The 20,068-nt window shown below is 58.5% G+C and carries 22 protein-coding genes and 1 pseudogene; 14 read left to right on the top strand and 9 right to left on the bottom strand.

The window, feature by feature from the left end; all coding sequences use genetic code 11:
* Positions 1 to 22: 22 nt before the first annotated feature.
* From infB to EGH25_RS01885, 5 genes are all read right to left on the bottom strand, one after another.
* Complete coding sequence (gene infB, locus EGH25_RS01905; protein ID WP_266085775.1) at positions 23 to 1,792, bottom strand: translation initiation factor IF-2; 1,770 nt, start codon at positions 1,790 to 1,792, stop codon at positions 23 to 25.
* A 101-nt stretch (positions 1,793 to 1,893) separates the two neighbouring features.
* A complete protein-coding gene (gene fen / locus EGH25_RS01900) occupies positions 1,894 to 2,880 on the bottom strand; it encodes a flap endonuclease-1 (RefSeq protein WP_266085773.1) in 987 nt (328 codons plus the stop codon).
* A gap of 56 nt (positions 2,881 to 2,936) precedes the next feature.
* Positions 2,937 to 3,884, bottom strand: coding sequence for a hypothetical protein (locus EGH25_RS01895; RefSeq protein WP_266085771.1), 948 nt, complete (start codon positions 3,882 to 3,884; stop codon positions 2,937 to 2,939).
* Between the two features lie 176 nt (positions 3,885 to 4,060).
* Positions 4,061 to 4,924, bottom strand: coding sequence for a hypothetical protein (locus EGH25_RS01890; protein ID WP_266085770.1), 864 nt, complete (start codon positions 4,922 to 4,924; stop codon positions 4,061 to 4,063).
* Positions 4,925 to 5,287: 363 nt separating this feature from the next.
* Entirely contained in the window at positions 5,288 to 5,422 is a 135-nt protein-coding gene (locus EGH25_RS01885; protein ID WP_266085768.1) for a hypothetical protein, read from the bottom strand.
* 309 nt (positions 5,423 to 5,731) lie between these two features.
* On the opposite strand from EGH25_RS01885, the gene EGH25_RS01880 reads away from it, so the two are divergent.
* From EGH25_RS01880 to EGH25_RS01865, 4 genes are all read left to right on the top strand, one after another.
* Positions 5,732 to 7,153 (top strand): methyl-accepting chemotaxis protein, encoded by a 1,422-nt coding sequence (locus EGH25_RS01880; RefSeq protein WP_266085766.1) that lies wholly within the window; start codon positions 5,732 to 5,734, stop codon positions 7,151 to 7,153.
* 169 nt (positions 7,154 to 7,322) lie between these two features.
* Positions 7,323 to 8,795, top strand: coding sequence for an aldehyde dehydrogenase family protein (locus EGH25_RS01875; RefSeq protein ID WP_266085764.1), 1,473 nt, complete (start codon positions 7,323 to 7,325; stop codon positions 8,793 to 8,795).
* 51 nt (positions 8,796 to 8,846) lie between these two features.
* On the top strand, positions 8,847 to 9,278 hold the full coding sequence (locus EGH25_RS01870; protein WP_266085762.1) for a cupredoxin domain-containing protein: 432 nt from the start codon (positions 8,847 to 8,849) through the stop codon (positions 9,276 to 9,278).
* 46 nt (positions 9,279 to 9,324) lie between these two features.
* Positions 9,325 to 10,206 carry a COX15/CtaA family protein gene (locus EGH25_RS01865; protein WP_266085761.1) on the top strand — a complete coding sequence of 294 codons (882 nt, stop codon included), beginning with the start codon at positions 9,325 to 9,327 and terminating at the stop codon, positions 10,204 to 10,206.
* A gap of 1 nt (position 10,207) precedes the next feature.
* Here EGH25_RS01865 and EGH25_RS01860 read toward each other — a convergent pair whose 3' ends face one another.
* Positions 10,208 to 10,354, bottom strand: coding sequence for a DUF7557 family protein (locus EGH25_RS01860; RefSeq protein ID WP_266085759.1), 147 nt, complete (start codon positions 10,352 to 10,354; stop codon positions 10,208 to 10,210).
* A 138-nt stretch (positions 10,355 to 10,492) separates the two neighbouring features.
* Here EGH25_RS01860 and nrdR point away from each other — a divergent pair, with 138 nt between their 5' ends.
* The 5 genes and pseudogenes from nrdR to EGH25_RS12215 form a co-directional block, all read left to right on the top strand.
* Positions 10,493 to 10,984 (top strand): transcriptional regulator NrdR, encoded by a 492-nt coding sequence (gene nrdR / locus EGH25_RS01855; protein ID WP_266085757.1) that lies wholly within the window; start codon positions 10,493 to 10,495, stop codon positions 10,982 to 10,984.
* Positions 10,985 to 10,989: 5 nt separating this feature from the next.
* Complete coding sequence (locus EGH25_RS01850; RefSeq protein ID WP_266085756.1) at positions 10,990 to 11,214, top strand: hypothetical protein; 225 nt, start codon at positions 10,990 to 10,992, stop codon at positions 11,212 to 11,214.
* The gene (locus EGH25_RS01845; RefSeq protein ID WP_266085754.1) at positions 11,211 to 12,221 is read left to right on the top strand and encodes a ribonucleotide-diphosphate reductase subunit beta; all 1,011 of its coding nucleotides are present in this window, start codon (positions 11,211 to 11,213) and stop codon (positions 12,219 to 12,221) included. Before EGH25_RS01850 ends, EGH25_RS01845 begins: the two co-directional genes overlap by 4 nt.
* Before the next feature lie 2 nt (positions 12,222 to 12,223).
* Positions 12,224 to 13,912, top strand: a complete 1,689-nt coding sequence (locus tag EGH25_RS01840) for a ribonucleoside-diphosphate reductase subunit alpha (protein WP_266085752.1) — start codon at positions 12,224 to 12,226, stop codon at positions 13,910 to 13,912.
* A gap of 23 nt (positions 13,913 to 13,935) precedes the next feature.
* Positions 13,936 to 14,076 (top strand): annotated as a pseudogene (locus EGH25_RS12215) (ribonucleotide-diphosphate reductase subunit beta); the annotation flags it as partial.
* On the opposite strand, the gene EGH25_RS01835 reads toward EGH25_RS12215, so the two are convergent.
* Positions 14,077 to 14,352, bottom strand: coding sequence for a DUF7967 family protein (locus EGH25_RS01835; RefSeq protein WP_266085750.1), 276 nt, complete (start codon positions 14,350 to 14,352; stop codon positions 14,077 to 14,079).
* 70 nt (positions 14,353 to 14,422) lie between these two features.
* Here EGH25_RS01835 and EGH25_RS01830 point away from each other — a divergent pair, with 70 nt between their 5' ends.
* From EGH25_RS01830 to guaB, 3 genes are read left to right on the top strand one after another with little or no spacing between them, the layout of a single operon-like run.
* Positions 14,423 to 15,031, top strand: a complete 609-nt coding sequence (locus tag EGH25_RS01830; RefSeq protein WP_266085747.1) for an MBL fold metallo-hydrolase — start codon at positions 14,423 to 14,425, stop codon at positions 15,029 to 15,031.
* Positions 15,032 to 15,080: 49 nt separating this feature from the next.
* A complete protein-coding gene (locus EGH25_RS01825; RefSeq protein WP_266085745.1) occupies positions 15,081 to 16,121 on the top strand; it encodes an Mrp/NBP35 family ATP-binding protein in 1,041 nt (346 codons plus the stop codon).
* Positions 16,122 to 16,169: 48 nt separating this feature from the next.
* Positions 16,170 to 17,633 carry an IMP dehydrogenase gene (gene guaB / locus EGH25_RS01820; protein ID WP_266085743.1) on the top strand — a complete coding sequence of 488 codons (1,464 nt, stop codon included), beginning with the start codon at positions 16,170 to 16,172 and terminating at the stop codon, positions 17,631 to 17,633.
* A 4-nt stretch (positions 17,634 to 17,637) separates the two neighbouring features.
* On the opposite strand, the gene EGH25_RS01815 is transcribed toward guaB, so the two are convergent.
* Together EGH25_RS01815 and EGH25_RS01810 are read right to left on the bottom strand one after the other, a co-directional pair.
* Positions 17,638 to 17,919, bottom strand: coding sequence for a hypothetical protein (locus EGH25_RS01815; protein ID WP_266085741.1), 282 nt, complete (start codon positions 17,917 to 17,919; stop codon positions 17,638 to 17,640).
* A 159-nt stretch (positions 17,920 to 18,078) separates the two neighbouring features.
* Positions 18,079 to 19,332, bottom strand: coding sequence for a tRNA pseudouridine(54/55) synthase Pus10 (locus tag EGH25_RS01810; RefSeq protein WP_266085739.1), 1,254 nt, complete (start codon positions 19,330 to 19,332; stop codon positions 18,079 to 18,081).
* Positions 19,333 to 19,448: 116 nt separating this feature from the next.
* On the opposite strand from EGH25_RS01810, the gene EGH25_RS01805 reads away from it, so the two are divergent.
* Both EGH25_RS01805 and EGH25_RS01800 read left to right on the top strand, forming a co-directional pair.
* Positions 19,449 to 19,727, top strand: a complete 279-nt coding sequence (locus EGH25_RS01805; RefSeq protein WP_266085737.1) for a DUF433 domain-containing protein — start codon at positions 19,449 to 19,451, stop codon at positions 19,725 to 19,727.
* Positions 19,724 to 20,068: a DUF5615 family PIN-like protein gene (locus EGH25_RS01800; RefSeq protein ID WP_266085735.1), complete on the top strand. Its 345-nt coding sequence runs from the start codon at positions 19,724 to 19,726 to the stop codon at positions 20,066 to 20,068. The genes EGH25_RS01805 and EGH25_RS01800 overlap by 4 nt, the downstream gene beginning before the upstream one ends.

Genomic DNA, 20,068 nt, shown 5'->3' with positions numbered 1-20,068 from the left:
TACGTTGTGTATACTTTAAGGTCTATTTTGCCCAGAACGGGTCGACCTGCCGCTTCTGCTCCAGATATCCGTCGAGCGCCTCGCGCGTCGTGTCGTCGAGTAGTTCGTCGAACTCCTGTTCGAGCGCCTTGGCGTGTTTCTCGGGTACGGAGGTGTACAGAACGTCGCCCTCCTTCAGATCGCGTCCGACCGTGGGTCCGTCGATTGCGACCGACACCTCGTCGCCCTCGGTCGCCTCGTCGATATCGTCGCCCTGACTCTGTATCCCCTGTACAGTACCGAGTCGCTCGCCCATACGTTCGACGGTGACGTTTCTTTCGAGTGTGCCTGACAGTATACGTGCGCCGACGACCGCAGGGTCGGACTGTCTGAAGACGTGGTCGTGCATCACGCGGAACTTGGCGGGTAGGACGACGGAGTCGAGCACGTTCTCGGCGCGCTCCTCCTCCATGCCTTCGACCCAGTCCTCGTACTCCTCTATGAGACGGTAGATTACGTCGCCCTCGAAGAGCTTGACAAGCGCCTCGTCGGCATACTCGCGTGCGTCTTCGAGTACATCGACGTTGAAAGCGATGACGGCGCGGTGCTCGCGTTCGTCCGCCGTCTCTGCGTCGACGATATCGCGGCGCGAGACAGCGCCCTCGGACGCGTTCATGATAGGTACTTCGGCGTCGTCAAGCGCCTTTGCGACCGCCTCGACCGAACCCACGGTGTCCGCCTTTACGACGACACCGTCCTCGGCGGTTTCGACGCCTATCTCGTCCATCTCGCTACGGACGCGTTGGGTGACATCGCCGAGTTCGTCGTCCTCGCCTACGACGACGAAAGGTGCGCCCGCCATCGCGTCGTCGAGTTCAGGGGCGGCGACCTTGACACCCTCCGCCGCTACGACGCGGTCGACGCGGTTGAACTCGTCCTCCTCGTTTATCTCGACCTTCTCCGACGGTTCAAGGAGTGCGCGAACCTCGGTCACGATAGGATCCAACTGCCCGCCGACGACGACCGTATCGCCCACCTCGACGACACCGTCGTAGACGAGTACGTCGACCGTCGTACCGAGACCTTTCTTCTCCTTGACCTCCACGACGGTACCCTCGCCCGAACCGTTGGGGCGCGTCGTGAGGCTCTCAGTAAGGAAACGTTGTGCGAGACCCACGAGTACCATAAGGAGGTCGGGTATTCCCTCGCCCGTCTCTGCGCTGACGGGGACGACGCCTATTGTCGATCTGTAGTCGTTTACACGGTCGTACCTGTCCGCCTGAAACCCGTTGTCGTGTAGGTCGCCGATTATCTCGTACAGCGCGTTCTCGACATCGTTCTGTACGCGCTCCGACTGCTCGGCGAACGTCTCTGCGAACGGCGCGTCTTCCTGCGTCTTCCATCCGGGTACCGCGTCTATCTTGTTCGCCGCGACGACGAAAGGCGTCTCCGTCCTGTCGAGTATCTTGACAGCCTCTACGGTCTGAGGCTGGAAGCCGTCGTTTACGTCGACGACGAGGACGGCGATGTCGGAGAGTGCGCCCCCACGCGAACGGAGGGTCGTAAAGGCGTGGTGTCCGGGCGTGTCTATGAAAAGGAGACCCGGAAGGTCGAACTCCTCGTCGGGGTTACAGATACGTTCGATAACGTCGATAGGGACGACAGTAGAGCCTATATGCTGTGTGATCGCGCCCGCCTCAGCCTCGGCGACGGCGCTTCCGCGTATCTCGTCGAGAAGCGTCGTCTTTCCGTGGTCGACGTGCCCGAGGACGCTCACTATGGGTGTCCGTATCGCCTCGTCGTTTTCGTCCATCGTCGTTGCCCCTTAGAATCTACCGTAACGGGGCGGTCGACGGGTTAACGCTTTTCGGTTCCGGCTTCGTCGGCGTTGTTCGGTCTCGCCCCCATCCGTCACTACGACCACCTGTCGAGCGACGACTGCGTGGTGGCGTCCTCGATACGTCCGACGGCGGAGGCGACACGGTCGCGCGAAAAGTCGTGTTCGTCGACGAGCAGCGAGACGGCGGCGTCAACGTCGGGAGTCTCCCATTCAACCGTGTAGTCGCCGGTTGTCTGGGGTTCGAGGAACAGCGTCTTCACGTCGTCAACGTCGACGCCGAACTCGTCGGCGTGTTCGTCGACCGCCTCGTCGAAACCGCCGTCGCGCACCGTTTCGAGGGCGGTCTTAGGACCGTAGCCGTGTATACCGTCGTTGTAGTCCGTCCCGATGAGAACCGCGACCTCGACAAGTTGCTCGCGTGTCAAGCCGAGCTCATCGAGCGTCTCTTCGAGGACGATACGTTCAGGGACGAGTTCGTCGCCCCCGCGTCCGCGTATAGCAAGGTTACGGACGAGCGTCGGCGCTCCGAAAAGAAGTGAGTCGTAGTCCTGCGAACCCACGGAGTTGAGGGCGTCGTCCCTGCACATACGGACAGCCTGTGCCTCGCCCTCGGCGGGTGCTTCGAGCCAGGGAACGTTGAGTGAGTCGAGGAGGTTTACCGACGTCTCTACCTGCGGCGGTTCGAGACGCGTCGCCTGTTGCGCGTGCTTCAACATCGCTTTCTCGTCGCCGCGCCGCGCCGCCTCCTCGTACGCCTCCTCCGCATCGCTCCTACGCTCATCGCGCTGTTCGAGCGTCTTCTGCTTCAAAGCGGGCGGTTCGCCGTCGAAGACGTAACACGGCTTGATTCCCGCCTCGTACAGGTTCGCCGTACGGTACAGAAGGCCGCTGAGGTGGGACGTGACGCGCCCCTTCGAGTCCTTGAGCGGTTCGCCGTCGCGTCCGCGTATGTTAGCGAGGAAGCCGTAGAGGGCGTTGTACGCGTCGATACCGACACGCCCGCCGACTTCTTCGAGAGGTGTCTCGTGCGCGACCACTACGTCGCCTAACTCTACTCCCATGGTGGCGAAAGACGGCGCGGCGAAAAAGAACTGTCGGCGTATCGGTGTCTTCCGCGTCACCCGGACAGCTGTGTCGTAATGCCGAAGCTGTATATCTCGCCCTCGTGTTCGACGTAGACGCCCGACAGTCCGCCTTCGCCGTTGTACAGAGGAAGCTCGTCCACAGCATCGGTGGCGTTCACCCAGTCGTCACCCGCTACCTCTCCGCCACCCTCACAGTCCTCGTCGTCGGTTTCGAGCCTACAGCGGTGGTATTCGACCACGATACCGTAGACAGGTTCGTACTTCGCCAGTTCGTCGGAGGTGACGGTTTGGGCGTCTTCGGGCGCGGATCCGTGTGCGGTCACCTCAACGTAGCCCCGCGTAGCGACAGAGACGACCTTCGGTTGGTCAAGTAGAACGACGAGCCTCGGATAGCCTTCACGGACGCGCCACGTTCCTGTGGCTTTGTCGCTGTCGGTGTTGACACGCACCTCGTACTCGCCTTCGCGTCCTATCTCAAACGCATCGGTGTAGGTACTGGCGCTCGCCATCCTGAGTTCGGCGGCATACAGACGATCGTCCCCTTCGAAGACCTCAACTGTTCCGCCCACCGTGCCGTCGCCGTCGTTGATGACCTGCATCGGCTTAGCGGGTTCGCCGCCGTACGGCGACTCGACGTAGAAGCTCTCGTTCACAACCTCTACGTCGCCACGTCGAAGACCGTCGTTCCGGTCGTCCGTGTTCTGGGTCGCGTTATCGGGGTCATCACCGACAGTATCTGTCTCGTGTGAGACAACGATAACCCGCGTGTCGTTGAGTACCGCCACCACCTGTATCTCATCGCCGTCGGCGTCGTACGTACCCGTGCCGTTCTCGCGCCAGTCGGGTTCATCGACCGCTTCCAACGTCACCGCGTCGCCCTCGGAGACCCCGGTCAGGAGTTCTCCGGTCCCTCCTCCGTGTTCGGTGGTGATGTTCAGCCCCTCCACCCTGTTTTCTATGCTTCTAACGGTAACTGTCACCTCGCCTGAGGTTGAATTCTCTGTAATTTCTGCGTCAACACCTACCGTGGATGGTCGCATTCCTCCGAGATTAACGACGGCGTACAGAACCCCCGCGCAAGCGACGAGTACAAGACCGGCAACAGTTGCGTAGAGTACACGCCGGTCATCTTCGAACTGGTATCCCGTCACGGATGTTACGCCCTTGCAAAGAGCATTCTGAAGACGTATATCTCGCCGTCGTGCCGGATGTACGTCCCTGCCGGATAACCGTCCTTCTCCGTTGTCGGATAACCGTCCTCCTCCGATCCGTAGCTCGGGAACTTCTCTATGATACGTTCAAACTCCTCGTAAGACCTGCCCGAAACCCCGCCACGTGCGAAGTCGAGTTCACCGTTCTCGGTCGCGCACAGGTCTTTCTCCTCAGGGTTGTCCTTACAGTCTCTGTACCACTCGACATAGTATTCGACGGTATCGTACTCCGAGGGTTCCTCGGAAGACACAGGATCTACCTCGTCGGGTGTCTCCGTGACCCTCCGGATGGTTATGTTCGCATGCTTAGGACTCGTACATCCTTTGACTTCGGGGAGTTCAACAGCCATGTTGCTAAACCCCGGTCCCGTCTTGCATTCGAGTTCGTGTGCCTCTTCATCCAGCTCTACCTCAACCTCGAATTCGCCTGTCTTAGCCATGAACTCCGGATACCTGTAACCGCGCCCCTCCTCTTGTACAAGGGTCACGGAGTAGATTACTTCGCCGTCCTCTAGTATTCGAACTGTTGCGTCTACCTTCTTCTCCCCCGAGTTATAAATAAGCAGTTCTTGTGGCGAATAATCGTCTCCATACGGTAGTTCAACGTTCACTTCCTCTTCGAATATCCGCGTGCCTTCCTCAGCTAAGCCACCGTACTCCGACTCGTTTAGCGACTCGTCGGTCTGGTTCTCGGTATCGGTTCCGTTGGTCTCTTCGTTATCATTTGCGGGAGTATCGTTTTCTCCGTCGATACATCCTGACATGACTACGGCGACGGTAGCCACGAAGCTTCGGCGTCCCAGGTTCATACAACCACGTCTAAACTGAACTCAATGTCTTCCATAGACATACAGTATGGTCCTCTATCCCCTCTACTTCCGACGTGTATTCCTGCTACCAAGGAGTAATTAAGCCACTCCTCAACAACGGGTCCCCCTGAGTCTCCACCCTCACTCTGTACACCATTCATAAAGAATCTCTTATATTCAGGGTCATAATCTTGGTGTATTGTTCCGTCTCCTCTCCCTGTAGTAGCGCCTTGTTTCGAAAGTTCATAGGAGATATCAGTTTGTCATATATGGTAGCCTGTTCATCTTACGCAGGTCGCGGGGTTTCCGGCGGTTCGGGGTTACATAGACTACCTTCGACGCGCGGTCCGGTTCTTGAGGCTATCAACGACGGGTACCAGAGGACGGATACGTCACGGACGCGTCGATACCGACACGCCCGCCGACCTCTTCGAGAGGCGTCTCGTGCGCGACGGCTATGTCGCTTAACTCTACACCTATGGGCGCGAAACGCGGCACGGGGAAAGGTAGCTACCGGATAGGTGGTTAGAGGTCTGGTATCAGATCTGATAGAGTTACAAGTAGTTTTTTGTTCTTCTTCGAGAATCCACAGGTATGAGTCAACAGGATCAAGAACAGGTTACAGTATCCCCCTCCGGTTCAGGTTCTGCTCTCATTTGGTCGATTATGTCACGTATCTCAAACGGAATCAAGGGTTATACACCGAAGTTCTGGCGGAAGACGCTTAACCGGCAACTATGGGTGCATGCCGTGGTTGCCACAGGTATCAGCATTCTCTATGCCGGTTTAGTCCTACGTGATCCCGTAATGACAGCGATAATCGCCGTTTTGGTTCTCGGTGCGGGAGGTTTCATATACGGCGAGATGTACCTCATAATCAAGAACCTGCAGGAGGCAAACAGGTATATCGCGGACGGAAAGTACGGTATAGAGATAGAGGAACAGCGCCCGGATGAGATAGGAGAGGTTTACCGAGGGATAGAGGATCTAGCCGGTAAGCTTCAGGATAGGATATCCGAAGCGGAGACGGTAGCAAAGGAGGCACGCGATGCAGAAAATAGAGCACAAGAGGAAAGTGAAAAAGCCGAAAAGAGAGCGGAATCGCTACGGAGACAGGCGCGAAACTACGGCGAAAAGATCGAAAGGGTCGCCGACGGAGACCTAACGGAACGTTTGGACGAGGAAACGGAGAACGAGGCGATGCAACGTATCGCCGTCTCGTTCAACAGCATGCTCGATGACCTCGAGTCCACCATGGATCTTGTCAAACAACTCTCCGACGACGTCGACCGGATAAGCGTCGAGGTCGAAACCGGGGTCGGGGAGATGGAAGACACAAGCACCGAAATAAACCAGAGCGCGGAGAAGATATCCTCAGCCATCTCCGAACAGAACGAAAGGTTCGAAACCGTAAGCGAAGAGATGAACAGCCTCTCTTCTACCATCGAAGAGATCGCCTCTACCTCCGGTGAGGTCGCACAGCTCTCCGAAGACGCCAACGAACGCGCCGACGACGCAAACGACCGCACGTCCGGCATCCTCCAACAGATGAACCAGCTCGAACAGGATGCCGACGAAATCGCCGACAGTATAGAAGAACTCGACCAAGAGATGGAGCAGATAGGCGAAATAGTCGATGTGATAGACGAAATCGCCGACGAGACCGATATGCTCGCTATAAACGCCTCAATCGAAGCCGCACGGTCCGAACAGGGAAGCGAGGGATTCACCGTCGTTGCCGACGAAATCAAGGACTTAGCCGAGGAAACAGCCGACTCCACACGTCAGGTCGATAAGCTCATAACCAACGTGCAAGAGATAACCTCCGACTCCGTCTCCGAGATACGCAACATGCGTAAGACCGTCTCAGAAGCCGTCGAAAGGGTAGAACAAGGCATTGAAGACATCGAAGAGATAACAGAATACGTCTCCGAGGCTAACCAAGGCGTCCAGTCTATAAACGAAGCCACCGATGAACAGGCCGCCGCCACAGAAGAGGTCGTTGCTATGGTAGGTGAAGCCACCGACAGAAGCCGCAAGACCAGCGACGAAATTGAAGGCGTCGCAGCCGCCACCGAAGAACAGACCGCCTCTATATCCCAGATAGCTTCCGGAGCAAAGTCCCTCTCACAGAACGCCGACAAGCTCCAAAAACAACTCGATCGGTTCAGTACCCGGAACAAAACCGAGAATACCCCGGAAGGAACCGCAGTAGCCGACGGAGGATAACGACAGCATAGGGTATCCTTCTCCTTTGGAACTCAGACTACTCGAAACTGTGTGGGTTTGGAGAAGCTTTACACGGCGACGCATACCCTATGAGAGAACAGGCTTGGTGAGCGTGCACACCGTCCGTCTGCGGCAGAAGTTATATTACGCCGACGCGACAGTATTAGACATGTCGATTCAGGAGGAGCATTACTCGACCGACGCCGACTGGAACAGAATCTACGTAGACGGCGAATGGTACACGCCCGACGGCGGAAGCACCGAGGTACAGGATCCGTCGACGCAGGAGGTCATCGCTCAGGTTCCCGCGTGTGACGAGGACGACGTAAAGGACGCCTTCGACGCCGCGGAGGAGGCGCAGGAGGACTGGGGCGCACGTTCGCACGAGGAGCGTCAGGAGTTCCTGCGCGAGCTCAACTCGACGATGATGTCACGTATGAGCGAGATAAAGGAGCTTCTGCAGGTTGAGGCGGGGAGCGCGATGGCGAAGCAGATGGGGGAGTTCAACTTCGCGCGTAACATCGTCGACTGGATGGCGGGGTTCGACGATATGGAGAGCGAGTACGGTTCGGAGTTCGACGGAAAGACCAACCGTGTCGTACGTGAACCCGTGGGGGTCGTTTCGACCGTATGCCCGTGGAACTTCCCGTTCTACATGGCGATGCGTGCGCTCGCCCCCGCGGTACTCACGGGGAACAGCGTCGTTCTCAAGCCGTCGACGGAGACGCCCATAAGCGGCGGTCTCGCGGTGGCGCGCCTTTTCGAGGAAGCGGGTCTGCCCGACGGCGTCCTCAACGTCGTCACAGGGAAGGGTTCGGACATAGGCGACGCCGTCGTGAGCGACGACCGCGCGGGGTCGGTCAACTTCACGGGTTCGACTGGTGTCGGTCGACGCGTCGGACGTCTCGCGGGCGACAACGTCTCCGAGGTCGCTCTCGAACTCGGCGGTAACTGTCCGTACGTCGTTACGGACGACATCGACCTCGACTGGGCGGTTACGGCGGGTATGTTCGGGACGTTCATGCACCAAGGACAGATATGCGTCTCCATCAACCGTCATATCGTCCACGAGGATGTCTACGACGACTACGTCGACGAGTTCGTCTCACGCGTCGAGGATCTCGGTGTCGGCGACCCCGGCGACGCTTCGAACATCATCGGTCCACTGATCAACGAGTCGCAGAGGGATCAGATCCTGCGTTTCATAGAGGAGACCGTCGACGCGGGGGCTACGCTCGAAACGGGTGGCGACGCCGACGGTCTTTTCGTCGAACCCACCGTCCTTTCGGACGCGACCAACGAGATGTCGGCGGCGTGCAACGAGCACTTCGGACCCGTCGCGCCTATCATTCCTTATTCGGATGACGACGAGGCTGTTGAGATTGCGAACGATACCGAGTACGGTCTTTCGAGCGCCGTACACTGTCAGGACTTCGACCGCGCTCGCGACCTCGCCGACGGAATCGAGGCGGGTATGGTACATATCAACGACCAGCCGATGCACGACGAACCACACATGCCTTTCGGCGGTGTGAAGCAGTCGGGCGTCGGCAGGTTCAACGGCGAATGGATAATAGACGAGATGACGGAGACGAAATGGATCTCGGAGCAGGACGAGGAACGTAACTACCTCGTGTTCTGAGCTTCGACCACGAACCAACACGGTTATTCGCCGAGGGAACGTATCTCAGGCGTGAAAAGACGCGCGTTTCTCGCGGTTGGTGCGGGTACGCTGGCGTCGTTATCCGGCTGTCTGTCGGTCACGGGCGAGGAGAACCTATGCGGAGGCGAGGGCTGTGACGTCGGTATGCGGCGTATGGCTTTCATCCCCGAAACCTTCGAGATAACCGTCGGCGACACCGTCGGATGGAGGAACACGTCGGGCGCGGATCATACGGTGACGGCGTACGAGGGCGGTATACCCGACGGTGCGGAGTTCTTCGCCAGCGGCGGTTACGAGACAGAACAGGAGGCGCGTGACGCGTGGTACGACGACAGGGGCGGACGTATAGGCGTACGCGAGACGTACGAGCACACGTTCGAGGTACCCGGAACGTACAGCTACTTCTGCATACCCCACGAGCGCGGAGGGATGATAGGGCAGATCGTCGTCAGCGAAGCCTGAGACTGTATCGCGTATCCTAAGTAAGACGGGCGCGTATCCATACGTAATGTCCACGGACAGCCGTCTGCTCGGTAGAGGTCCGCGGTGGCTCAGACGCGCGAGTTTCCGTCACCTGCTGACGGTAACGTTGGCTCTGGTCGCAGGGACTATAGTACTCGGTGTCGCGGCAAAGGCGACGGGTTCGGGTCTCGCCTGTCAGGCGAACTGGCCCCAGTGCGACACGGGTCCGTTCAACCTTTTCCCCGCGTCCCTACCGAGCTTCTACGAATGGATACACAGGTTCGTTGCGATGTTCGCGGGGTTCGCCATACTCGGCTCCGGCGCGGTCGCTTGGCTGTCGTCGTCCGTCGATAGACGCGTTGCCCCTCTCGTCCTCGTCGGCACCGTACTGACACCCGTACAGGTCTACCTCGGACGCGAAACTGTCTTCGAGTACGAGATGGCGATACTCTCGCTCCATTTCTGGACTGCAATACTCATCTTCTCGCTGTTCGCGGTCGCAACGGTTCTGGCGTGGAAAGGCTCTCTCTCCCGAAGGGGTATGAAAGCCGGTCTGTTTACGGCGCTCGCCACACTTCCCGCACATATCGCCCTCAGCCCCACGGATCTCGGCGTCGTTTCGAGCTACACACCGACAGTCCAGCTTCTCCAGTACGCCGTCACTCTCGCACTGATACTGTCGGTGATACTCGTCTCTATGACGGGTCGATGGTGGTTCGAAAGCCGAATGCTCGCCGTCGTCCTCGGTGCCGTGGGCGTGCTTACGCTCGGTGTCGCGTACCTCGGTCGTAGATCCGTGATGGCGTTCAGTCCGATGCTCGACTCTATGTACATCGGCTCGGCTGTGCTCCTCGCTGTTGCTCTCGTGGCTACGTTACGTCTTACGAGCGCGCTCGAACCCGAAGGAGAAATTAAGGGTTCGGTGTAGACTACTCGGAGTAGCCTTCCTGCAGGAAAGCGCCTTCGCTCTCGTAGATATCGATTAGCTCGTCAAGGAACTCCTGTCTCGTCTCGCCTTCTTCGAGATGTCCGTCGATACGTTCCAGTATTTCGGGGTCTAGCTCTATCTTCGGCATGGGCTGGATTCGTGCCTACGGCGTATAATGCTTTTCCCTGGTGTAAACAAGTAGATTTTATCTAATGCAAACAGGCTTGTAGAGACACCCAAAATTTAAGAGGTTCGGGGTATTCGTACATCTTGTCGGGCAAAACTAATGTACACTCAACATGTAGTGGGGCTTGAGGTGAGCAAGCTGAACTGCCCAAACTGCGATACCGACTCGACCGGTGTCGTCGACTCACGCCCGACGAACGGAGGTGAAGCCGTACGCCGACGCCGTGAGTGCGCCGACTGCGGTACGCGTTTCACGACGTATGAGCGCACCGAATGGGAAGGCGTACAGGTCAGAAAACGGCACGGCGAGATAGAGCCTTTCGACCGCGAGAAGCTTCTCGGCGGTGTCCTGCGCGCCGTTGAGAAACGCCCTGTGTCGGAGGACGAGGCACGCGGTATAGCCGACGAGGTCGGGGCTGAGGTACGCGCCAACGGCGGTGAGGTCGTCGAGACGAGCGAGATAGGCGAGAAGATATCCGAACGTCTCCGTGAGATGGACGAGGTTGCGTACCTGCGTTTCGTCTCCGTGTACAAGGAGTTCTCCGACCCCGACGAGTTCGCGCAGGAGCTAGACAGGATCAAGGAAGACTGACAACAATGACCGAGCAACTGCAAGATAAGGTTCAGGAGCCACTGCTGAAGACAGACGACGGTGCGTTGGAGGATGAAGAGCTGAGTGAACCGGCGGAAGAGACACGGCGAATAGACTACGAACAGACGTACAGAAAGAAACACAAGTGGGTTCAAACGCACCGAACCGATGAGCGGCAGAAACAGAAGCCAGCCAACAAAAGACGGCTCTTCAGAGGTATATGGCAATGACTGAAAACAAAGCCATAGACGGAGGTACAGAAGCCGATATCTTCTCGGAACGAACACAGCTAAAGCCGTATGAGTACAACGACTTCCTTGACTACACCGACGCGATACGGAACAGTTACTGGGTTCACACGGAGTTCAACTTCTCAGGAGATGTCCAGGACTTCAAGGTCAACACAACTCCTGCGGAAAAGACCGTTATCGAAAGGGCGATGTTAGCTATCGCACAGGTGGAGGTGCAGGTGAAAACATTCTGGTCGGATATCTACGAAGAGATGCCAAAAGCAGAGATAGGCAGTGTCGGTATGACCTTCGCTGAGAGCGAAGTGCGACATATGGACGCTTACAGTCACCTCCTCGATGTACTAGGGATTACAGAGGATTTCGAGCAGGTGACCGAAGTCCCCGCTATGAAAAACAGAATCGAGTATCTCGACGAATGTCTAGAAAAGAGTCAGACTGACGATGAGGAAGAGTACGTGATGAGCATCCTCCTTTTCAGCACGTTCGTCGAGCACGTCTCACTGTTCAGTCAGTTCCTGATAATGACGAGCTTCGACAAGTACGAGAAAAAGTTCAAGGGAATATCCAACGCCGTCGAAGCAACCAGCAAAGAAGAACAGATCCACGGGCTGTTCGGGGTAGAGCTGGTCGAGACTATCAGAGAAGAGAGGCCCGAACTGTTCGACGATGAGTTCGAAAAAGAAGTCCGAGAGACCTGTCGGCAGGCTTACGACGCAGAGATGGATATACTGGACTGGATATTCAGCGACGGTGAACTGGAGTTCCTACCCAGGGAGTACATAGACGAGTTCTTGAAAGACCGGTTCAATCAGAGTCTGGAGAACGTCGGTGTGAACCCGATGTTCGAAACGGACGATGAGTTACTGGAAGAGACTCGGTGGTTCGATGAGGATATCATGATGACGAAGGACAACGATTTCTTCAGCAAGCGGTCGACCACATACAACAAACACACCCAGAGCGTTACAGCCGAGGAGATGTTCTAACAGTGGCACAAGCAGAACTCACACAGGTCAGAGAACAGCATAAAGAACCCTTCTACTGGTTGAACGAGGACAGCAAGGAGTTCCTCAGGGAAGGATACCTTCTTGAAGGGGTCGAACCGAAAGAAAGGGTCAGGCAGATAGCAGAGCACGCTGAAGAGACCTTGGGTAAAGAGGGATTCGCAGACAGGTTCTACGACTACATGAGTCGGGGCTTCTACAGCCTTGCGAGCCCGGTCTGGGCGAACTTCGGGCTGGACAGAGGACTGCCCATCAGCTGTTTTGGCAGCTACATGGAAGACAACATGGAGAGTATTCTCTACACCCACGCCGAAGTGGGTGAAATGACCAAGTTGGGCGGAGGCACGAGCGGATACTTCGGTGAAATACGGCCAAGAGGCAGCCCGATAACGAACAACGGCAAGAGTAACGGGAGTTATAGCTTCACAGAGCTGTTCGACACCGCTATCAACGTGGTGAGTCAGGGCGAGACTCGTCGAGGGCAGTTTGCAGGATATATTGATGTTGAACATGACGACCTCAAGGAGTGGCTCAACATCAAGACCGAGGGTGATCCGGTACAGGACATTTACTACGGTGTCATTATCGGTGACGAGTGGTTCCAGGAGATGGTCGACGGGGATGAGGAGAAGAGGGAGACGTGGGCAGAGATCATCGAGACACGGATTAACGTCGGCGTCCCGTATATCATCTTCAGAGACAACATGAATGAGGGGAAGCCACAGGTCTACAAGGACAAGGACTACGAAATAAATGCATCCAACCTCTGTACCGAGATCGCACTACCAGCCACACCCGATGAGAGCTTCGTCTGCTGTCTCTCAAGTATGAACGCCCTCCACTACGACGAGTGGAAGGACACGGATGCGGTCGAAACCCTGACGTACTTCCTCGACGCCGTGATGGAGGAGTTCATCCAAGAAGCGGAAGGAACACGGTTCATGGAACGGGCTGTGCGGTTTGCGAAAAGACACAGAGCACTAGGGATCGGAGTCCTCGGTTGGCACAGTTACCTCCAGAGCAACATGATCCCGTTCGACAGCATGGAGGCGATGCGGAAGAACGAAGAGATATTCCGGACGATCAAAGAGAGAAGTTACGAGGCGAGCCAAGAGCTTGCCGATAGATTCGGTGAACCGGAGGTGCTTGAGGGATACGGAAGACGTAACACGACGACGATGAGTGTGGCTCCGACGAAGTCGAGTAGCGTCATTCTGGGTCAGGTAAGTCCGAGCATTGAGCCGCTGAAATCAAACTACTTCGTGCGGGACGGTGCGAAGCTGAAGTCAACGCAAAAGAACAGGTTCCTCCAGGCGATACTGGAAGAGCGAGGTAAGGACGACAGGGAAGTCTGGGACAGTATCGCAAGTAAGGACGGTAGCGTACAGCATCTCGACTGTCTGACGGGTGAGGAGAAAGAGGTCTTCAAAACCTTCGCCGAGATACCACAGATGGCGATCATCAATCAGGCGGCACAGCGGCAGAAGTACATAGATCAGGCACAGAGCCTGAACGTCTCGATTGACCCAAGTGAAGTCAGCGTAAAGGAGATCAATCAGCTCTACATAGAAGCTTGGAAGAAGGGTGTGAAGAGTCTCTACTACCAGCACAGCGTGAACGCCGCACAGAAGTTCAGCCGGGATATCCTCGAATGCAAAGCCTGCGAGGGCTAGTCTTCCGGTTCTGGTGGTCACACCGGCTTCGCCAGATCGACCTACCGGAGCGGTACGGTACCGAGAACCCGTTGGATGTCGGGGCGGCGGATCTGAACAAGGAGAAGGGCTTCTTCGAGACCAACGTTGCCGGGTACCAGACGGGTGGTTCGCTCGACCGGTAGCTACACCGTCTCGTCGGCTTCGTACTTCTCGCTCATCCTCTCCGCCTCGCGCGCGTAACGCTCCTCCGTCTCACCGTCGCGGACGGGTTCGAGCTTTTCGTCGGGCGCGTCGCGCGCCGCCGTGATACTGTCCGCCTGATAGGGACTCGAAAGCATCTTCTGGAGGTGTAAATGACGCGAACCGTCGGGAGTGGCGTAGACGAGTTCGAGCATGTTCTGAACCTCCTCGGAGTAGGCGCGTTCGACGAGCCAGACACGTGTTTCGTCGTCGGTCATACAGACAGTCACGGCGCGACCGTAAAATGCGCGTCGGTACGTTTTACACCGTCGCGCAACAACACCCGCCATGGAGGTACACAACGTAACCGAGGGTGCGGAGACGTTCACGTCGAACGCGTGGCTCGGAGTCGGCGAAAGGAACGTCCTCGTCGACGCAGGGAGCGCGGACGACGACCGCACCGTACGCCGGATCAGCGAACGTGTCGACACTCTCGACGCCGTCGTACTCACCCACCAGCACGGCGATCATATAGGTAGCCTCAACACGGTTCTCGATAGATTCGACGCGTCGCTCGCGGCGTACGCCAACCATCCGAGACGTGACGAAAGTCTCGAACAGGGCGACGAGGTACGTATCGGCGATGAGATCTGTAACGTCGTACACACGCCCGGACACGCCGACGACCACGTTTCGTTCGTCGGCGAGGGCGTCGTATTCACGGGCGACGTCGTTGTCTACAACGACGATGCTTTCGACGACGGTAGCTTCGGCAGGACGGACATGAGGGGTGCGTCGCGCGAGGAGCTTATCGAGAGCGTACGCCGTCTACTCGACAGTCTGCCTACCTCAGCCGAGTCGATGTACGCGGGGCACGGCGACGCGTACACGGGGGACGTTCACGGTGTCGTAGAACGCGCACTCGAACGCGCCGAGCGCAGGGAGCCGAAGTACTGAGACCGGGGACGAACACCAGCGTTATGTTTGACGCCGCGTTATTCATCCTATGACACTCACCGAGGAAGACGTATTTGATAGACTCCGTAACGTCGAGGATCCTGAGCTAGGCGAGAACGTCGTCTCATTGGAGATGGTGAAGAACATCAACATCGACGATGTCGAGGACACGGTTACGGTTCAGATGGATCTGCCCAACCCCGCGATGGAGGAGGATCTGCGCGACGCCGTCGTGAGAACCCTTGACGACACGGAGATGGACGTCGAGGTGGACTGGGTGACGCCCGACGAGGACTCGGAGGGCGAGATGCTACCCAACGTCGACAAGGTTATCGCCGTCTCGTCGGGCAAGGGCGGCGTCGGCAAGTCGACGGTGGCGGCGAACCTCGCATGCGCCCTCGCCCGTGACCACAACGTAGGCGTGCTCGACGCCGATGTCTACGGTCCCAACCTGCCGCGTATGTTCGGCGAGGCAGAGCCGCCGCGTGTCACCAAGGATGAGGAGATCATCCCCGCGTCGAAGTACGGCGTACGCGTCATGTCGATGGGGTACGTCGCAGGCGACGACAGCCCCGTGGTCTGGCGAGGCGCTATGGTTCACAAGGCTCTGACACAGCTACTCGACGACGTCCGCTGGGGCGAACTCGACTACCTCGTCGTCGACCTGCCCCCCGGTACAGGCGACGCACAGCTTACGATCGCACAGACCGTACCCGTCACGGGTGCGGTCGTCGTAACGACGCCACAGGAGGTCTCTGTCGACGACTCACGTAAGGGCGTAAAGATGTTCGAGAAGTCGGACGTCGATGTCGCGGGTATCATAGAGAACATGGCGGGCTTCGTCTGCCCCGACTGCGGCGAGGTTCACGACGTATTCGGAAGCGGCGGCGGCGAGGAACTCGCAGAGGAGTCAGACGTGCCCCTGCTCGGTAGCGTGCCTCTCGATCCGAGCGTACGTACGGCGTCGGACGAGGGCGAGCCTATCGTTGTCGGCGACGGGTCGCCCGCGCGCGAAGCGCTTCTGGAGACGGCGGAGGAGACGCGCGAGTCCGTCGACGACCTTGCGAAGAAGGAGCTTCCGATGCTGTGACCACCCGTGTAGCGACACGGTTTTAAGACGGCGCGTCTTTGCGTCGACATGGGGAGAAGCTACCGCGACAAGCTTGACTGCGAGACGGCGCTGACCTTCGACGACGTTCTTCTGCGCCCTTCGGAGTCGAGTGTTGAGCCTAACGAAGCCGACGTACGGACACGTGTATCCGCGAACCTCGACCTGAACATACCCGTCGTAAGCGCCGCGATGGATACGGTCACGGAGGCGTCGATGGCGACCGCGATGGCGCGTAACGGCGGTCTCGGCGTGGTTCACAGGAACATGAGCACCGAATCGCAGACGGCGGAGATACGTAAGGTCAAGGAGGCGGATCGTCTCGTGACACGCGATGTCGTCACGGCTTCGCCAGACGACACCGTCGACGACGCCGTGTCGCTCATGGAGCGCGAGAACGTCTCGGGTCTGCCCGTCGTCGACGATGGCGGCGAGCTCGTCGGCATCGTCAGCAACCGCGACCTACGTCCGATGCGCCGCAGGGGTGAGAAGAGCGTCGACGAGATCATGACGCGTGACGTCGTTACCGTAGGCGACGACTTCGCCGCGGAGGAGGCGCTCGAACTGATGCACGAGAACCGCGTCGAACGTCTCCCTGTCGTCGAGGGCGGTGAGGTACGCGGTATAGTTACTATGGACGGTATACTCCGTAGACGCGAGTACGACGACGCCGTCATGGACGACGAAGGCGGCTTGGCGGTCGCGGCGGCGGTATCGCCCTTCGACGCCGAACGCGCCGAGGCGCTTGACGAGGCGGGTGCGGACGCACTGATGGTCGACACGGCGCACGCACACAACACAAACGTCGTCGAAGGGGCACGTGAGATAGCCGACTCAGTCGACGCCGACGTTGTCGTGGGCAACATCGCCACCGAAGAGGCGGCGCGCGACGTCGCGGGCTTCGCAGACGGTCTCAAGGTCGGCGTCGGTCCGGGAAGCATCTGCACGACGCGTGTCGTATCGGGCGCAGGTATGCCACAGATTACGGCGGTCACATCTGTCGCCGATGTCGCGGAGGAGTACGACGTGCCGGTTATCGCCGACGGCGGTATACGTTACTCGGGCGACATAGCGAAGTCCGTCGCGGCGGGCGCGGACGCAGTCATGCTCGGCTCCCTGCTCGCGGGTACGGACGAAGCGCCGGGACGGACGATCACGATCAAGGGCAAGAAGTACAAGCAGTACCGCGGCATGGGTAGCGTCGGCGCTATGACGGGCGGCGAGTCGAGCGACCGTTACTTCCAGGAGGAGCCGGATACCGACTACGTTCCCGAAGGCATCGAGGGTGCGATACCGTACCGCGGAACCGTCGAGGAACAGCTACATCAGCTCGTCGGCGGTCTCCAGAGCGGTATGGGGTACGTCGGAGCGCCAGAGATGGAGACGATGAAACAGAGGGCGCGTTTCGTACGTATCACGGATGCGGGACGTACCGAGAGCCATCCCCATGATGTTATGATAACCGACGAGGCACCCAACTACCGCGACGAGTAGGTCGCTACTCCTGCATCGCCTCGATACGCGATGCCATCTCCGCGAGCTTTCCGTCGAGGTCTTCGAGGAACCCTTCGGTGTCCTCGGTGCTTATAGCCCCCTGCGACGACGGCTCTATGAGGTTTTCCTCTTCGAGAACGCGGAGTGAGTACCTTATCTTGTGGTGCGGATATCCTGTCTCGTTACTCATCTTCACTATACCTATCGGCTCGTTCTCGTTCACCATCCTCAGAACCGTAAGATGGCGTTCGAGCATATCGACTTCTTTTTCCAGTCGGTCAATCATGCTTGTTTTTCTCTGGCATACATATCACTAACGTACGTTATCAAGCTTCCGGCTACCGACGGCTTGATACGGGACGCGGACGTACCGCCGACGCGGCGATGACGAGAAGTTACCCCCACTGAGCCTGAGAGTGACTGAGAACCTACACCGAGCCGCTTCTTAGACGAAACCCTCGTCGTCCTCAGCTTCGACACCGAGAACGTCGAGTTCTTCGACTGTAGCCGACGTTCCGAGTTCGTCCGCCAACGAAGGCTGTGTACGTCCGCCGTCGCCCGAAACGAGTTCCTTGACGTACGTCCCGCCCTCGGTATGTAGCTCGACGACAGCGCCGTCTTCTTCCGTATCGCCCGTCGCGTCGTATACCTCGCGCTCACGGAGCTTGTCGGCACGTCTGCGTTCGACGCGCTCAGGCGTGCGCTGTTCAACGCGTCCGACGAGGGTTTCGAGCGCCGCGTCGAGTTCGTCCTGTGAGACGTTGCGGTCGAAAGAGACGCGCGCCCTGTACCGTTTCGATGCGTCGGTGCTCTTGACAGCCTCTACGGCGTCGCGGTCGACGCGCCGGAGTTCGCGTACCTCAACCTTTCCGTCGGCGCTGTCGTTGGCGTCGCTCTCCAAGGCGTCGGTGTCGATGTCGCGCCGCCGGGGGGATTCGACTTCCATCACGAACGGGCGTCCGTCGCCAAGCATCAGTGCGTCAACGTCCTCGCGCCCCGCGCCGTGGAAGACGGCGCTCGCACCCTCCGTCGCCTCGACGAACGCGGGTGCGAGGAGTTCCTCGACGCTCTCGTCGACGATATAGCCGGTTCCGCCGCACGTTTCGCAGTCGTCGCCGTCGCGTACGCCGGTTCCTTCGCAGTCGTAGCATCCCCACTCGGTCTGCGAGATACCGCGTTCGAGCTTTCTGTAACGCCCGTAGAAGTAGACGGAGTGAACGTCGATCTCGACGGCGTCGCGCGCCACGTCGAACGTCACGGTCACGTCAGGACGGTCGAACCCGACCGAAGCGCCGACACGGTCGCCGAAACGTTTGCCGACCTCGCGGTTGAAATCCGAAGAGAACGAGGCAGAGTTGTCGTCGCCGTGGAGTTCTCCGAGTAGGCGCTCGTTCTCCTCTATAAGCGGAGGGGTGCGCGTACCGACGAGGAACGTGTCGAAGTCGTAGTCGGCGACGGCTTCGGCGGCGCGTTCCGCCCGGTCGTCGAACGACGCGAAGGCACCGTCGCAGACCCAGCAGTCGTCCGGGGGGGTCGTCTCGTACGGTTCATCGTCCTCCATGGCGACGGCGGTACGTAGAGCGCGCCCGCGTTCGCGCGAGGTCAGACCGTGGGAAAGTTCGGCGAAACGTCTGCCGAGACAGCCGTCGCATATCCCGCCCTCGGAGAGGACGGCGCGGGCTTCTTTGAGTAGGTTCATCGTAATGACCGAAGAGGTGGCGACGTTTGAAGCTTTCAGTTCTCTTTTTTATCTCAGTCCCTTAACTGCACGCCGGCGACCACAGATTTATTACTTTTCCTACCATATTCTACACGATGACCGAAATCGTGCGCACGGAAGGCGTTCTGGGAGGCGACCCGCGTATCGAGGGAACCCGCGTCGGCGTCCTACACATCTACGAACTCGTCGTTGAGGGCGACTACCCCCCTGCCGACGTAGCCGACCAGTTCGGCGTTTCTCTCGGTGAGGTCTACACCGCATTAGCTTACTACCACGAGCATCCGGAGACGGTGCGCGAGGTTCGGCGTCGTCATGCCGACGCGGAGGAACGGCTCGCCGAGGAAGCTCTCGCACCGCCGCGCCCGCGTCAATGACCGTCTCGTTTCTGACCGACGAACACGTCCCACGGGTCTTCTGTACGGTGCTCCGCTCAAACGGGTATACGGTAGTTCGGGCGCGTGAGGCTTTCGGAGAGGAAACGGACGACGAGAAGCTACTGGAGCACTGTGAAAGCGAAGATCATCTGTTGGTCACCCATGACAAGAAGGACTTCGCCTCACATGGGTCGGACGCCGGGGTAATCGTTTACACCGACTCGAACTTCCTGCGCGACGAACCTGAGACAGCCGTCCGTACGGTTGAGCGTGTTTTAGACATGTATCCTACTTCGGAACTCCACGGCGAGGTCGTATGGCTCTCGCAGTGGCGGTCGTGA

The sequence above is a fragment of the Halorutilus salinus genome (assembly GCF_026242195.1).
In the GTDB taxonomy this organism is placed as follows: domain Archaea; phylum Halobacteriota; class Halobacteria; order Halobacteriales; family Halorutilaceae; genus Halorutilus; species Halorutilus salinus.
The sequence above is the reverse complement of the archived record's forward strand: the minus strand, read 5'-3'. Positions and strand labels throughout refer to the sequence as shown.

Coding starts and splice junctions, on each gene's coding strand:
- infB (WP_266085775.1), bottom strand. CDS start 1,792: ATGGACGAAAACGACGAGGCGATACGGACACCCATAGTGAGCGTCCTC.
- fen (WP_266085773.1), bottom strand. CDS start 2,880: ATGGGAGTAGAGTTAGGCGACGTAGTGGTCGCGCACGAGACACCTCTC.
- EGH25_RS01890 (WP_266085770.1), bottom strand. CDS start 4,924: ATGAACCTGGGACGCCGAAGCTTCGTGGCTACCGTCGCCGTAGTCATG.
- EGH25_RS01880 (WP_266085766.1), top strand. CDS start 5,732: ATGACAGCGATAATCGCCGTTTTGGTTCTCGGTGCGGGAGGTTTCATA.
- EGH25_RS01875 (WP_266085764.1), top strand. CDS start 7,323: ATGTCGATTCAGGAGGAGCATTACTCGACCGACGCCGACTGGAACAGA.
- EGH25_RS01865 (WP_266085761.1), top strand. CDS start 9,325: ATGTCCACGGACAGCCGTCTGCTCGGTAGAGGTCCGCGGTGGCTCAGA.
- EGH25_RS01860 (WP_266085759.1), bottom strand. CDS start 10,354: ATGCCGAAGATAGAGCTAGACCCCGAAATACTGGAACGTATCGACGGA.
- nrdR (WP_266085757.1), top strand. CDS start 10,493: ATGTACACTCAACATGTAGTGGGGCTTGAGGTGAGCAAGCTGAACTGC.
- EGH25_RS01850 (WP_266085756.1), top strand. CDS start 10,990: ATGACCGAGCAACTGCAAGATAAGGTTCAGGAGCCACTGCTGAAGACA.
- EGH25_RS01845 (WP_266085754.1), top strand. CDS start 11,211: ATGACTGAAAACAAAGCCATAGACGGAGGTACAGAAGCCGATATCTTC.
- EGH25_RS01835 (WP_266085750.1), bottom strand. CDS start 14,352: ATGACCGACGACGAAACACGTGTCTGGCTCGTCGAACGCGCCTACTCC.
- EGH25_RS01830 (WP_266085747.1), top strand. CDS start 14,423: ATGGAGGTACACAACGTAACCGAGGGTGCGGAGACGTTCACGTCGAAC.
- EGH25_RS01825 (WP_266085745.1), top strand. CDS start 15,081: ATGACACTCACCGAGGAAGACGTATTTGATAGACTCCGTAACGTCGAG.
- guaB (WP_266085743.1), top strand. CDS start 16,170: ATGGGGAGAAGCTACCGCGACAAGCTTGACTGCGAGACGGCGCTGACC.
- EGH25_RS01815 (WP_266085741.1), bottom strand. CDS start 17,919: ATGATTGACCGACTGGAAAAAGAAGTCGATATGCTCGAACGCCATCTT.
- EGH25_RS01810 (WP_266085739.1), bottom strand. CDS start 19,332: ATGAACCTACTCAAAGAAGCCCGCGCCGTCCTCTCCGAGGGCGGGATA.
- EGH25_RS01805 (WP_266085737.1), top strand. CDS start 19,449: ATGACCGAAATCGTGCGCACGGAAGGCGTTCTGGGAGGCGACCCGCGT.
- EGH25_RS01800 (WP_266085735.1), top strand. CDS start 19,724: ATGACCGTCTCGTTTCTGACCGACGAACACGTCCCACGGGTCTTCTGT.